This is a genomic window from Jatrophihabitans lederbergiae (assembly GCF_031845305.1).
GTDB lineage: Bacteria > Actinomycetota > Actinomycetes > Mycobacteriales > Jatrophihabitantaceae > Jatrophihabitans_A > Jatrophihabitans_A lederbergiae.
In genome coordinates, this window is the sequence record NZ_JAVREH010000020.1 from 22,209 (window position 1) to 35,987 (window position 13,779).

The 13,779-nt window shown below is 67.9% G+C and carries 13 protein-coding genes and 1 pseudogene; 3 read left to right on the top strand and 11 right to left on the bottom strand.

What is annotated here, in order from left to right:
* Positions 1-153: 153 nt before the first annotated feature.
* From RM423_RS14545 to RM423_RS14555, 3 genes are read left to right on the top strand one after another with little or no spacing between them, the layout of a single operon-like run.
* Complete coding sequence (locus tag RM423_RS14545; RefSeq protein WP_311423761.1) at positions 154-1,419, top strand: aminotransferase-like domain-containing protein; 1,266 nt, start codon at positions 154-156, stop codon at positions 1,417-1,419.
* The gene (locus tag RM423_RS14550) at positions 1,416-1,826 is read left to right on the top strand and encodes a cupin domain-containing protein (RefSeq protein ID WP_311423762.1); all 411 of its coding nucleotides are present in this window, start codon (positions 1,416-1,418) and stop codon (positions 1,824-1,826) included. Before RM423_RS14545 ends, RM423_RS14550 begins: the two co-directional genes overlap by 4 nt.
* On the top strand, positions 1,826-2,602 hold the full coding sequence (locus RM423_RS14555) for an SDR family oxidoreductase (protein WP_311423763.1): 777 nt from the start codon (positions 1,826-1,828) through the stop codon (positions 2,600-2,602). Before RM423_RS14550 ends, RM423_RS14555 begins: the two co-directional genes overlap by 1 nt.
* A gap of 64 nt (positions 2,603-2,666) precedes the next feature.
* Here the strand turns inward: RM423_RS14555 and RM423_RS14560 are convergent, their stop codons facing one another.
* The 11 genes and pseudogenes from RM423_RS14560 to RM423_RS14610 all read right to left on the bottom strand — a co-directional run bounded on the left by RM423_RS14560 (position 2,667) and on the right by RM423_RS14610 (position 13,657).
* Complete coding sequence (locus RM423_RS14560) at positions 2,667-3,422, bottom strand: N-acyl homoserine lactonase family protein (RefSeq protein WP_311423764.1); 756 nt, start codon at positions 3,420-3,422, stop codon at positions 2,667-2,669.
* 35 nt (positions 3,423-3,457) lie between these two features.
* Positions 3,458-4,444, bottom strand: a complete 987-nt coding sequence (locus RM423_RS14565) for a threonine ammonia-lyase (protein ID WP_311423765.1) — start codon at positions 4,442-4,444, stop codon at positions 3,458-3,460.
* Positions 4,441-4,828, bottom strand: a pseudogene (locus RM423_RS14570) (MaoC family dehydratase). The gene RM423_RS14565 and the pseudogene RM423_RS14570 overlap by 4 nt, the downstream one beginning before the upstream one ends.
* Complete coding sequence (locus tag RM423_RS14575; RefSeq protein ID WP_311423767.1) at positions 4,825-5,664, bottom strand: HpcH/HpaI aldolase/citrate lyase family protein; 840 nt, start codon at positions 5,662-5,664, stop codon at positions 4,825-4,827. The pseudogene RM423_RS14570 and the gene RM423_RS14575 overlap by 4 nt, the downstream one beginning before the upstream one ends.
* Positions 5,661-6,866: a CaiB/BaiF CoA transferase family protein gene (locus tag RM423_RS14580; protein ID WP_311423768.1), complete on the bottom strand. Its 1,206-nt coding sequence runs from the start codon at positions 6,864-6,866 to the stop codon at positions 5,661-5,663. The genes RM423_RS14575 and RM423_RS14580 overlap by 4 nt, the downstream gene beginning before the upstream one ends.
* Positions 6,863-7,810, bottom strand: a complete 948-nt coding sequence (locus RM423_RS14585) for a succinylglutamate desuccinylase/aspartoacylase family protein (protein WP_311423769.1) — start codon at positions 7,808-7,810, stop codon at positions 6,863-6,865. The genes RM423_RS14580 and RM423_RS14585 overlap by 4 nt, the downstream gene beginning before the upstream one ends.
* The gene (locus tag RM423_RS14590) at positions 7,807-8,658 is read right to left on the bottom strand and encodes an alpha/beta fold hydrolase (RefSeq protein WP_311423770.1); all 852 of its coding nucleotides are present in this window, start codon (positions 8,656-8,658) and stop codon (positions 7,807-7,809) included. The genes RM423_RS14585 and RM423_RS14590 overlap by 4 nt, the downstream gene beginning before the upstream one ends.
* 39 nt (positions 8,659-8,697) lie before the next feature.
* The gene (locus RM423_RS14595) at positions 8,698-10,398 is read right to left on the bottom strand and encodes a DUF885 domain-containing protein (RefSeq protein WP_311423771.1); all 1,701 of its coding nucleotides are present in this window, start codon (positions 10,396-10,398) and stop codon (positions 8,698-8,700) included.
* Complete coding sequence (locus tag RM423_RS14600; protein ID WP_311423772.1) at positions 10,395-11,585, bottom strand: dipeptidase; 1,191 nt, start codon at positions 11,583-11,585, stop codon at positions 10,395-10,397. Before RM423_RS14600 ends, RM423_RS14595 begins: the two co-directional genes overlap by 4 nt.
* A gap of 22 nt (positions 11,586-11,607) precedes the next feature.
* The gene (locus RM423_RS14605) at positions 11,608-12,963 is read right to left on the bottom strand and encodes a M20/M25/M40 family metallo-hydrolase (RefSeq protein ID WP_311423773.1); all 1,356 of its coding nucleotides are present in this window, start codon (positions 12,961-12,963) and stop codon (positions 11,608-11,610) included.
* Positions 12,950-13,657, bottom strand: a complete 708-nt coding sequence (locus RM423_RS14610) for an SDR family NAD(P)-dependent oxidoreductase (protein WP_311423774.1) — start codon at positions 13,655-13,657, stop codon at positions 12,950-12,952. The genes RM423_RS14605 and RM423_RS14610 overlap by 14 nt, the downstream gene beginning before the upstream one ends.
* Positions 13,658-13,779: the final 122 nt, after the last annotated feature.

Below are 13,779 nucleotides of genomic sequence, written 5' to 3' on the forward strand. Positions count from 1 at the left end.
GGCGCGAGTTCATTGTCGCTGAATCAAAAGAAACGTATAGTTGCGTGCGGACCTTCGATCCGTAAGGCTACAACGCCAAACGACCCGGCAGATGTAAGTAATGTCCGGCGTCGCTGGACCGCTTGATCAAAACGCTGCCGGAAGGACGACAATATGCCATCCACCGACCCCGATCCCGCGTCGGCGCTCGCGCCGAATGTCAGCTCTGGCTGGGGCACCCGGCTCGCGAAGCGGACGGCCGGCAGTGACGGGTTCCTGACCGGCATCCTGGCGCTGGCGAACGCCCACGGCGTCATCAACTTCTCGGGCGGCTTTCCCGCACCCGAGTTGTTCCCCACCGAAACCCTCGGCGCGATCGTCGACGACCTGCTCAGCACCGACGCGGCGGTCGCGCTGCAATACGCGCCCAGCGACGGAATCGCCAGCACTCGCGAGGCGATCGCCGACTACCTCCAGTCGGCGGAGGGGCAACGGCCGGCGACCGGCGAGCTGATGATCACCAGTGGCGGCATCGACGCGGTGACCCTGATCGCCAAGAGCATGCTGGACCCCGGCGACGTGGTCGCCGTCGAGGAACCTACCTACCTCGGCGCGGTATCCGGCTTCCTGAGCTTCGAGCCCGTGCTGCACGGTGTGCCGATGGACGAGCACGGCCTCGATGTCGACGCCCTGGCGGCGCTGATCGAGCGCGGCATCGTCCCCAAGATGCTGTACACGATTCCCGAGTACCAGAACCCCAGCGGTCTCACCCTGAACGCCGTCCGGCGGACCGCGCTGGTGGAACTGTGCCGTGCCCATCGAATCCTGATCATCGAGGACGTCGCGTACCGCGAGCTCGGGTTCTATGACGAGAAGCTTCCCAGTCTCTGGTCGTCAGCGCCCGATGTGGTGCTGCAGATCGGCACGTTCTCCAAGACGTTCTTTCCCGGAGTGCGCCTGGGTTGGGCGGCCGGCCCGGCGGAGATCGTCGCTCAACTGGTGGTGGCGAAGCAGAACTCCGACCAGTGCTCCGGCGCGCTCGGTCAGCGCCTGGTGGAGCAGTTCCTGCGCGGTGGCCACCTGCCGGCGCAGCTGGAGCGTGAACGCGCGCTGTACCGCGGCCGCGGCGAGGCGATGGCTGCCGCGCTGGAGCGCCACCTTCCCCGGCCCGCGACCTGGACGGTGCCCCGCGGCGGCTTCTTCAGCTGGGTGCGGGTCCCCGGCGTGGACACCGTCGACCTCGCCGTGGCCGCCCGCGCGGTCGACGTCGCGTTCGTCCCCGGCTCCCCCTTCTTCGCCCGAAGTGCCCAGCACGATTACCTGCGACTGTCCTTCAGCCGCGCCCAATTGCCCGAGATCGACGAGGGAATCGCCCGACTCGGCCGCGCCATCGACCACGCACGCCGATCCGCACCAGCATCCCAGGAGACGACAGCATGAGCGACGAGCAGCACTTCAACCTCGACGGCGCCGGCACCCCGACCGCCCCCGGGATCTTCGTGGATCTCGACACGGTTGCCGACGTGGAGTTCGTCCCCGGCCTGAGGTTCCAGCCGACCCTGGGCCAGAATTCGCTGGCCAACTACGTCACCTTCCAGCCGCACACCGAGGCTCCGATGCACGTGCACGTCGAGGAGCAGGTCGTGGTCGTCGTCGACGGCGAGTTCGACTTCACCATCGACGGCGAAACCCGGACGATGCGGCGGGGCGACCTCGCAGTCATCCCGCCGTGGGTACCGCACGGCGCGAAGACCGGGGACCAGGGCTGCACCGAGGTCGACGTCTTCAGCCCACCGCGCACCACCCTGCTGGCCCACGTCCACCCCGAGCCGACCGGCGACGCCTGATGGATCTGGGTTTGCGCGGCCGGCGTGCGGTTATCACCGGCGGGTCCAAGGGCATCGGCCTGAGGGTCGCGCAAGAACTTGCGGCCGAGGGCGCGTCCGTCGCCATCTGTTCACGCAATGCCGAAGAACTGGCAGCGGCGGCCGGCACGATCGCCGACGTGCAGACCTTTCATCAGGTCACCGACGTGACGGACCCCGGTCAGGTGACCGCCTTCGTGAACGCCGCCGCCGAGGCGCTCGGTGGCATCGACATTCTGGTGAACAACGCCGGCGGCGCGCGGCCAGGCAACTTCGAGACGCTCAGCGACGAGGACTGGCAGCACGATCTGGACGTCAAGCTCTTCTCCCAGATCCGTTGTGTCCGGGCAGCATTGCCGCATCTGCGACGCAGCGACGCGGCCCGGGTGATCAACGTCAACGCCGTGTACGCCAAGTACCCGGACCCGGCGTTCTTCGCCACCACCGTGAATCGCGCGGCGTGCCTGAACCTCAACAAGGCGCTGGCGCTCGAATTCGGCTCCGAGAACATCCTGGTCAACAGTGTCAACATCGGGTTCGTGGTGACTCCGCAGTGGGAAAACATTCGCTCGCGCCGCGCACCGGACAAGCCCCTCGAGGAATTTCTCGCCGGGCTCGCCGCCGACGAGGTTCCACTCGGCCGCTTCGGCGACGTGGACGAGGTCTCCGGTCTGGTCGCCTTTCTCGCGGGCAGCCGTGCCAGCTACATCACCGGTGCCGTGATCGACGTCGCCGGCGGCATGGGCAAGTACGTCTGAGCCCCGCTTGCCGGCAGCGCCGTGACGACGGCGCTTGCCGGCAACTGGGCTAGCGGTAACCGAACTAGCGGTAACTCTGCGGTGAGCGGTGGAACTGCTTGGCCTGAGCCGGGTCGTGGCCGAACAGCAGGGTCGCGTTCTCATCGGCGGCGACCCGCTTGAGCTTCTCGCCCGACTGCTTGGCGGCCACCGGATCAGCCTGGCTCGTCCAGCTGTCGTGATCGAGATTGTCCTGCGTGTAGATGGCATCCCCGCACACCACCACGTTGCCGGTGTCCTGCAGCCGGACCATCACCGACTGGTGCGCGGGCACGTGTCCCGGCGTCAGCAGGATCTCGATGCCGGGGAACAGTTGCGACTCGCCGTCGAGAAGTTCGTACTTCAGCTTCGGCAGGTTCCAGTACTGGTGCGGAAAACCGGTGTTGACGCGGGCGTAGTCGTAGTGCTCGCGCTGGACGAAGAACGTCGCCCGCTCGAAGAGGTCGTTGTTGCCGGCATGGTCGAAGTGCAGGTGGGTGTTGATGACGTAGTCGATGTCGGTCGGCTTGACGTCCAGCTCCTGCAACCGCAGCCCCAGGTCATCCGCCGGCCCCATCTCGGGCACCAGCCTCTCCTCCATCGGGGTTCCGCGCCAGGTGGCGGCCGGATCGGTGATGTGCAACCGGCTCATGCCGGTGTCGACCAGCAGGTTCTTGCCGTCGTCCAGCTTGACCAGGTAGGAGGGCACCGGAAGCTTGACCAGCTGCCCGTCGTGCACTCCTGGCGCCACCGTCTCGTACGGACAGTTGCAGGTTCCCAGCGGAATGATGAACATTTCCATGGCGGTTCCTCTCGTCGGGGTGAGGTGCGCGTCGATCAGGGGGCGGGCGAGAGCATCTGGGCGTAGGCAGCCATCGCGACGTTGCCGCCGCTCACGACGGCGGCGAACCGGCCGGTGGCCGGCAGTTCAGCGGCACGGTGCAGGTAGGCAGCGGTGGACACGGCACCGGACGGTTCGGCCACCAGGCGGCAGTCGGTCGCGATTCGCCTGACCGCGTCGCGGATCTCGTCATCGTCCACCGTGATGATGTCGTCGACGTAACGGCTGACGTGGCGCCACGGAATCTCACCGAGCGACGTGGTTCGCAGACCGTCCGCGATCGTCCGGTACGTCTGCTCCGGCGTCCAGGTCACCCGAGAACCGGTGCGGAAAGACTCAGCCGCATCCGCGGCGAGTGCCGGTTCGACGCCGATGACGAGGGTGTCCGGCTTCAGTGCCTTGACCGCGGTGGCAACGCCTGAAAGCAGGCCGCCGCCACTGACCGGCACCAGGATCACGTCGATGTCGGGAAGATCCTCGACGATCTCCAGTCCCACGGTGCCCTGCCCGGCCACGATCGCCGCGTCGTCGTAAGGCCGGACCAGCACCATGCCGTGCGCGGCGGACAGCTCCTCGGCACGGATGTCGCGCTGGTCCGGCGTCACGATGACCACCTCGGCGCCCAATGCCCGGACGCCCTCGACCTTGACCTGGGGCGCCGCATCGGGCATCACGATGACCGCGCGGATGCCGAGCTCGCGTGCCACCCACGCCACCGCCCGCGCGTGATTGCCGCTGGAATGGGCGACCACGCCGCACCGACGGGCATTTTCGAGCTGCGGCAGGATCGCGTTGTACGCGCCCCGCAGCTTGAACGCGCCGCTGACCTGAAGCGACTCGGCCTTGAGCCAGAGCGGCCGGTCGGCGTCGGCGGAGGTGAGCGGCAGCAGCGGTGTCCGCAGCACCAAACCGCGCAGGCGCTCGGCAGCGGCTCGGATGTCGTCGAGGGACACCAGGGCATCGGAAGGGACTGTTGACGTCACGAGGATGACACCTCCGGGAGCTGCGGGCCGTGACCACGTCGATAGACCATGACCGTACGGCGGAACGTGATGACGGGCGTGCCGTCCTGCTTGAAGCCGATCGTCCGCACCGTCACGATTCCCACGTCGGGCCGGCTGCGGGATTCTCTGGTCTGCAGTACCTCAGACATCGAGTACACCGTATCGCCCTCGAACAGCGGATTGGGCAGCCGCACGTCGTCCCAGCCGAGATTGGCCATCACGTTCTGCGAGACGTCGCTGACGGACTGCCCCGTCACCAGCGCGATCGTGAACGTTGTCGGTCTGGCTCACGGTGCGGCCCAGCGGGTGGCGGTACACGTCGCCCACCGTGAAGTCCTCGAAGAACCTGCCGCGACCGGTCATCGGGTGTACTCCAGGATCCGCCGGCACGATCTTGCGACCGCCTCGTCGATCATGGCGCCGTGCGCGTCCACTGCGACGCCGCTGCCCCCCGTCAGCGCCGCCTGGTAACGGCTCAGGGTGTCCACCGCCGCGTCGATCTCGCGCTGGCTGGGCGTGAAGGCCTCGTGCACGGCGGTGAGCTGAGCCGGGTGGATCACCGCGCGCCCGGCGAAGCCGAGTCTTTTCAGGGCAGCCGTCGTCCGGGCGAACCGATCGAGATCGGAGAAGTCGGGTGACACCGGAGCGACCGGAGGCATCAGCCCGGCTGCCGCGGCTGCCGCCACCACGGCTGCCCGGGCTGGCAGCAGCTCCAGCTCGTCCGGACCCGGCGTCATCCCCAGGTCCGCGGCCAAATCCAGTTCACCCAGTTGCAGCACCGACAACCCGGGCACGGCGGCGATCGCATCGAGATTGCGCAGGCCGCGTGCCGTCTCGATGATCGCCATCACCGCCACCGGTTGCGACTCGCGGGCGCAGCTGCGCACGCCATCGACCACAGACGCCACCTCGGCCGGTCCGCACACCTTCGGAACGCAGATTCCGAAGAGCCCTGGGCCGAATACCGCGCGGAGGTCGGCAAAACCGCGCTCGCCCGCGTTGATCCGCACCCAGCGCTGCACCCCGTCCTCGGCCCGCTCACTCAACCAGGCGCGCACCGCCTCGATCGCCACCGGCTTCGCTGTTTCGGCCACCCCGTCCTCGAGGTCGGCGATCACCGCGTCGGCGCCGCGCTGATGCGCCCGATCCAGCCGGTCACTGGCGTCCCCCGGCACGTAGAGGTAGCTGCGCGCGATCACGCCAGTCCCTTTCCGAACGCGCCGGCGCCGTCGAGTTCGGTGATCCGCCGCTCGTCATAACCCAGCAGGCTGGACAGGATGTCCGGGCCGTCCTCATGCCGCGACGGTGCCCGGCGATAGTCCGGACGCTCGTCGCCGACACGCACCGGGCTGCTGACCTGCCGGACGGTGCCGAAGCGTGGATGTTCCGTCTCCACCACCAGATCACGCGCCGCGGTCTGCGGATCTTCCAGCGCGGTTGCCACCGAGTTGACCGGGCCGCACGGCACCGCGACCGCGCGCAGCTCGGCGAGCCATTCCGCCGACGGCCGGGTGCTGAACGCCTCTTCCAGCAACGGCACCAGCACATCCGCGTTCCGGCGGCGAGCGGCGAAGCTGGCGAAGCGCTCGTCATCGGCCAGCTCCGGCCGTCCGATCGCCGTCGTCAGCCGGCGCCAGAACTTCTCCTTCGGGCACGCCACCACGATCCAGCCGTCCGCCGTGGGGAATGCCTGAAACGGGATCAGCGAGGGGTGAGCGGAATGGTGTGTCCGCTGCGGCTCGAAGTCGCCGTTGAGATTCCAGATCGCCGGGTAGGTCAGCATCGAGATCGCGGTGTCGAAGAGGCTGATGTCGCAGTCCATTCCGACACCGTCCCGCCTGGCCGCGTGGACGCCGCTCACCAGCGCCATCGCGGCCACCAGCCCGGCCGAGTAGTCGACGAGCGAGAGCCCGGACTTGGTCGGCGGCCCCGTCGGCTCACCGGTGAGGTCCATCCAGCCGGCGAAACCCTGCAGGATGTAGTCATAACCGGGCTCGGAACTGCGCGGCCCGGTCATGCCGAAGCCGGTCAGCGCACAGCATACGATCTTGGGGTTGAGATGCTTCAGATCCGGGTAGGTGATCCCGATCTTTGCCGGCACGTCACCGCGGAGGTTTGAGTACACGGCGTCGCTGACCCGGACCAGGTCCTCGAAGACGGCACGGCCCTCAGGTGTGGAGAGGTCCAGGCTGATGCTGCGCTTGTTCCGGTTGAATGCCTCGAAGAACAGGCTGTCCTCGCCCTCCTGGTAGGGCGGGACGTAGCGGCCGATGTCGCCGCCGGTCGACGGGTCCTCGATCTTGATGATCTCCGCGCCGAGGTCGGCCAGGTGCACACTGCCGAACGGCCCGGCGCCGTACTGCTCGATCGCGAGGATCCGCAGATCCGCCAGCGGCCTCATTCCCGGGTATCCGATCCGGGCTCCGGCGCGTTGCGGGCCAGGCCGAGCAGCAGGCCGTCGGCGCCCACCGCCGGGCTGGTGGTGAGGAACAGCAGCGTGCCGGCCTCCGGAGCGTGGATCTCGGCGAACACGTCGCCCCACACGTCGCTGACCGTTCCGAGCAGGTCGCCGCCCTCCACCGAGCTGCCGGTGGCCACCGCCGGTTGCCACCACCCTTCCCGCTCGGTACGCAGCCAGTGCCAGCCCTCATGCTGCTGAACCGGCCGGGCCGGTTCCGGATCGCCGGCCAGCACCCCGACGAACCGGGCGAGGTTGCGCAGGCCCGCGAGGTGGACGTCGATCGCCGCACGCTGCATCAGCCCATTCTCACCCGATTCGGCGACTATGGCGGCGATGCCGGCGTCGGCGGCCGCCGCGCAAGTGCTGCCTGCGACCGTCCGGGCAGCGGCCGGCTGCCGCACACAATGCGCCAAGCCGTAGGCCAGTGCCAGCTCTCGCGATGACGATTCGACCGCGGACTGCTCATAGATCGTGAACGGCGCCAGCGCTTCCGGCAGGTCCCCGGCATGCATGTCGACCAGGTAGTCCGAGCCCAGCACCAGCTGCTGGAAGACGTGGTGGGCCAGCACCTCGCTGTAGGAACCCGCAGGGTCGCCCGGAAAGCTACGGTTGAGGTTCTTGCCGTCCGCGGGCACCACGAAGGCCGATCGCGCCCAAAATGCGGGGACATTCACCACCGGCACCACGACGATCCGCCCCGACACCGCGGTGACGTCGAGAGTGGACACGAATTCCCGGGCCGCCGCGATCGAGGCGTACTCCGCTCCGTGCACCCCCGCGAGGACGGTCAGCCGCGGGCCGTCCTGCTCGCCACGGATGTCGAAGTAGGGGATCCGCAGGCCGTTGCCTAGACCGGTTATGTCCAAGTCCTGCCTGCTGATCACGACGCCACCGCCTCGGGCACGGCATCGGCGAGGAAGTCGCGCATCGTCTGCTGAAACAGCTCAGCCTCTTCGAACTGCGGCGAGTGGCCGGACTTCTCGAAGACCACCAGCTGTGCGTCGGGGATCAGCTCGGCGATGGTCTGCGACGACGACACCGGCGTCACCCAGTCCGCCCGGCCCACCGTGACCAGGGTCGGGCAACTGACCGTGGCCAGTGCCGGCTTGAGGTCGTACACCGGCGCGTTGTGCTGGAAGCACCAGTTGTGCGCCTCGTGCCGGTAGCTGCCGGCCTCTACCCGCGCCGCCGCGGCGACCGGGTCGTACTCGAAGTCGTACAACGGGATCAGCTCGGCCCAGCACGTCTTGAGGTCGGCGTCATCGCGGATGTTGCCGCTCCAGTAACGGTCGAAGTTTTCCCAGTTCACCTCGACCCGGGTCTGGGTCCGCGCGTTCTCGCGGGCGATGGCCAGGTTGCTGCGGTCGGCGGAGGTGTCGCGCAGGATCATCGCGCGGACCCGATCGGGATAGGCAATCGCGTATTCCAGAGCGATGAAACCACCGTAGGAGCCGCCGGCCACCACGATCTGCTCAGCACCGGCCCACTCGCGCAGGGCATCGACGTCGGCCGCCCATTGCGCGTGTGAGTAGGGCGGAACCGCCTCGCTCAGCCCACAGCCGCGAGCGTCGAAGACGATAACCCGGAACAAATCCGAGAGCGGGCCGAAGGTCTCCCTGGGCTCGGCCAGCGAACCGATACCGCCGCCGCCGTGGTGGGCGATGAGCACCGGCGCGCCCTGCACCCCGAGCACCTCCACGTTGAGATTGGCACCGTTTATCTCGAGAAACACTGGTCGCTCCTTTCGAATAAGGGTGGTGAATCGACCGGCTCAGCGTGCCGCGGACTCGATCCACCGGAGCACGACCTGCTCCAGCACACCGAGCGGTACCGCGCCATTACCGAGCACGGCGCCGTGGAAGGACCGGATGTCGAAGCCGGAGCCCAGCCGCTGCTCGGCCACCCCGCGCAGCCGGGTGATCTCGCGACGGCCGATCAGGTACGCCAGCGCCTGACCCGGCCACGAGATGTAGCGATCGATCTCGTTGCGGACGTTCGCTTCGGTCGTGGCCGTGTTGTCCCACATATAGCGCATAGCCTGCTGCCTGGACCAGCCCAGGTGGTGCATGCCGGTGTCGACGACCAACCGGCAGGCCCTCAGCGCGTCGAAGGACAGCATGCCGAGTCGGCAGACGTCCGAGCTGTACAGCCCCATCTCGTCCGCCAGCCGCTCGCTGTAGAGCCCCCAGCCCTCGACGTAACCGCACACCTCGGCGTCCAGGAACCGGCGGAAGTCCGGCAGCTCGGTCAGCGTCTGCGCCGACGCGATCTGCAGGTGATGACCGGGAGTGCTCTCGTGGAATGCCAATGCCTCGTACTCGTAGACGAAACGCTCCTGCGGGTCGGCGGTCAGCACGCAGTGCGCCCCGGGACGGGAGCCGTCGCCGGCTGGTGGCCGGTAGTAGGCAAGCGCGGCATTGCCCGCCTCTATCGGGTGGATCTCTTCGATGACGCAGTCGGCGATGTCAAATGACGGAAACCAGGCGTCGCGGGCTGCCTCGGCCCGCCGTAGCGCGTCGGCGACGGTGTCGACGATCTGGGAACGCTCGGTGAAGCGCAGCGCGGGATCAGTGCGCAGCCGGCTGAAGATGGTGGGCAGGTCGCCGGTGCCCAGCGCCCGCTCGCCCAGTTGCTGCCACTCAGCTCGCAGGCCCACGACGCAGTCCAGCCCGATCTGGTGGATCTCGGCCGGTGACAGCTCGGTCGTGGTGTGCCGCCGGACTGCCGCGCGATAACCCTCCTCGCCGCCTGGGACGAACTTGATCCCCACCTGGTCATCGGCGCGGGCGACCGACAGCAATTCCTCCCGCAGGCATTCGAGCAACCGGTGCAACGCCGGCCGGACCCGCTCCTGCAGGATGGTGCTGGCCTCGGCACGCTGCTGCTGATGGCTGGTGTCCTCGTGGGGAAGCGGGCTCAGCAGGGTGTCGGAGTCCGCACTCAGCGCGAGGTGCCCGGTCAGTTGCTCGATGGCTTGGTTCACTCCGACCCGGGTGGGGATCCGTCCCTCCGCCTTGGCCTCGCGGTACCGCGCCGCGATGGCATCCACGAACGCGGGCAGCCCGACCAACCTGGTGAGGTAGTCCTCGACCGCGTCGGGGCCGGCCATCGACGCCGTCGGAATGGACATGAACATCATCGCCTGCGGTGAGGAATAGGCATCCGCGGACGCGCTCGTCTCCCACAGGCAGTGCTCCAGATCCGAGCGGGCGCCCCAGGCAAGGCGCGCCAGTACCGCGGCATTGATCTGGTCCACCTCGTTCAGTGTTGCCGCGTCGATCTTGTCCAGTCGTCTCTCGAGGTCGGTGATCCGGCTGATGGTCGCGGCCGAACCTGCCCTGCTCGGATCGGGTACCAGGGAATCGAAACCGGTGACACCGAGCTGGGTGGCGTTGAACGGGTCGCTGGTGTGCTGGATCTGGAAGAACTCCGCACTCAACTCGGCCAGTTCGCTGTTCGGCTCGGTACTCATACCCAGATCCCTTCGAGAGCACGAAGGATGTTTCCGCCGAGCACCGCGACGATATCGGCGTCGGAGAAACCGTCCTTCACCAGCTCCGCGCAGATATTGGGAAAGTTCTCGGACGGGTTCTCCAGGCCGTCGACGTACTCGACCTTCTCGTAGCTGGGGCCACCACCGGTGGAGACGCCGATCTTCAGCAGGGGTCCGAACACCGTGTGCAGCCCGACGTGGTCTCCGTACAGGGTGTCGGGCCCGAAGGCGACATGCTCGATGCCCACGAGGTCGACGCAGTAGCGGAAATGGTCCATCACCGACTTGATGGTGTGCCGCGGATGCTCGGCCGACAGAGTGGTGTGCGGAGCGGCGGACATCCCGATCACCCCGCCGGTGCCGGCCACCGCCCGCAGGACGGCGTCGGATTTCATTCGGGGCGTGTTCCATACGCCTTTCGCGCCCGCGTGGGTGATGAAGACGGGCTGCTCGCTCGCCTCGCAGGTCTCGATACCGGTCCGGTCCGAGGAGTGTGAGACGTCGATGGCCAGGCCCAGGGCGTTCATCCGCTCGATCGCCCGCCGGCCGAAGGCGGTGAGACCGCCGTCGAAGGACTCGTTCAACCCGCTGCCGAGGGCGTTGGCGTCGGAGTAGGCGATGCCGATCTGGCGAACTCCCAGGCCATAGAGGACGTCGAGGCGATCGATCTCGTTCTCGATCGGGGTCGCCGCCTCGAGCCCGAACACCAGGCCGACCCGGCCCTGAGCGTGCACCCGGTGGATATCGGCGACCGTACGGATCACCTCGACCTCGTCCTGGTGGGCGAGATCGGCCTGGCGCATCCCGAGATCGGTGATGACGTCGTTCCAGCGCCACGGAGCATTGCCCGTGACGCACGCGGTTCCGTCCATCATGTTGTCGAAGACGATGGTCATCCGGGAGGAGGCGAGACCGCGGAAGGCGGTGTGCTGCCTGCCGGTGCGGTTGTACGCCGGGGTGTCGCGCATGTCGTCGGGAAACCGGACGGGGTGATCGTGCAGGCTGATGACGATGTTGTCGGTGAGCAGCCGGTCGACCCGCTGCGTCTGGTCCTCCGTGAGCACCGCCTCGTACGGCGGAACCCTGCCCGCCTCCGGCGCCAGCGGAATCTCGACAAGCTCGCCCGGCTGAAGATAGCCGTAGGACGAGTACGCCCCGGCCGTCACCGCGCCCTCCCATCAGGCCGCGTCACGGGCTGAAGCCGGTGCTCGCCCTCGGCCAGCAACCGCCAGAGCTGTTCCCACGCCGCATTCCCTCACGCAGTCGGGCAATTCGCATGAACTCGTTCGGAGCGTGCAGCTTCTCATCCGCCGTGGAGAACGAGAAGAACAGCGTCTTGGCACCGAGCACCTCTTCGAACAGTGCCGTCGCCGGCAGCGTTCCGGCAATCACTGCAAGCAGAACGTCCTGGCCCGGGTACACCTGCTGCAAGGCGGCGATGGCAGCCCGGATGGCCGGGTGATTTCCGGGGATCGTGTACGCCGGCACGCCGCCCTCGTCCGGCCGGACCGCGACGCGCACACCCGGAATCCGCTGGGCCAGCACGTGCTCGGTGATGGCCTGCAGCACCCGCTCCGGGCGCTGCCCCGGAACCAATCGGCACGAGATGTGCCCGGTCGCCAGGTGCGGAATGACGGTGTACTTGCCACCGGCGGTAATGCCGTTGAGCTCCAGCGTCGGCCGCTCCCAGAGCCGTTCCAGGGTGGTGTACCCGGCTTCGCCGAAGACCTCCGGAACGCCCAGCCCCTCGCGGTACCGTTCCTCGTCGAAGTCGACCGCGGCGATCTCGGCACGGCGAGCGTCGCTGAGTTCGGGAATGCCGTCGTAGTACCCCGCGGCGGCGACCCGTCCGTCGGGCGTGTGCAGGCGGCCCAGGATCTCGACCAGCGCGTGCAGCGGATTCGCCACCGTGCCACCGAAGCGACCCGAGTGCAGGTCGTCGTCCGCGCCGCTCACCTCGATGTCCAGGGTCACCAAACCCTTGGAGGCGATGGACAGCGACGGCTCGCTGGGACGCCACATCGCCCCGTCGGCAGAGATGACCAGGTCGGCCGCCAGTTCGTCGGCATGCTCGCGGAGGTAGGCCGGCAGGTGCGGGCTACCGATCTCCTCCTCGCCCTCGAACAGGAACTTGACGTTCAGCGGAAGCTGGCCCTCTTGCTCCATAAAGGCTTGCGCCACCTTGAGGACGACATAGACCGGCCCCTTGTCATCACTGGAGCCCCGTCCGCGCATCACGTCGCCGTCCACGGTCAGCTCGAACGGCGGCGTCTTCCACTCGTCGAGGTCGCCGGTCGGCTGCACGTCGTAGTGCCCGTAGACCAGCACGGTCGGCGCACCGGGGCTCTTGAGCCAGTCCGCCCGGACCACGGGATGGCCCGCCGTCGACTCGACCCGCCCGTCGGCGAAGGCAAGCTGGCCGGCCAGCCACCGCGCGGCGGAATGCATCGTCTGGGACGAGGCATCGCGGCTGACGCTCGGTATGGCGACGTAGCGGGTGAGCTCGTCGACGTACTCGGAATGGGTGCGATCAAAAGAGAGCATGGCCGCCGTCAACCGAGAGGGTCTGCCCGGTGATCCAGCCGGAATCCTCCGAGGTGAAGAACAGAACGCCGTGTGCGATGTCCTGCGGCTTGCCGAGTCGGCGGACCGCGATGCCGTTGACCAGGGAGGCCTGGCCGTCCTCGCCATAGCCCTCCCACTGCTCGACGGTGGTCGGGTTGGAGAGCACGAAGCCCGGCGCGATGCAGTTGACGGTGACGCCGAACTGACCGAGTTCATGGGCCATCTGGCGAGTGAAGCCGATCTGGCCGGCCTTCGCGCTCGCGTAGGCCTGGATTCCGGTGAGGCTCACACTGCGGCCCGCGCCGGAGGAGATGTTCACGATCCGGCCCCAGCCGCGGTGCTTCATGCCGGACGCTACCGCGCGGGTGCAGTTGAACGTACCGGTCAGGTTCGCCGCGACCACGGCGTTCCAGTCCTCGTCACTCACCTCTTCGATGGGCTGGTGCACCTGCCCGATCACACCACCGGCGTTGTTCACCAGGATGTCGACGTCCCCCAGGCCGGCGAAAAAGGCGTTCACCGCACCCGAATCGGTGATGTCGACGGTGTCCTTGTCGACGCGGTGCACCTTGGCGCCGGCGGCCTCCAGCCGGCTCGCTATCGCGGAGCCGATACCGTGCGCCGTGCCGGTGACCACGGCCACCCTGCCACGGCCCTGCTCTTGCTCAGTCATGTCACGCCCTTGTGTCCTGTGCACACCACGGCCAGTTGGCTCCCGCAATTGTGCAGTTGCTGATTTGTGCAGTACCGGTCGAGGAACGTCGCTGCCGACCCGGTGCCTGCCGGTATTCTCAC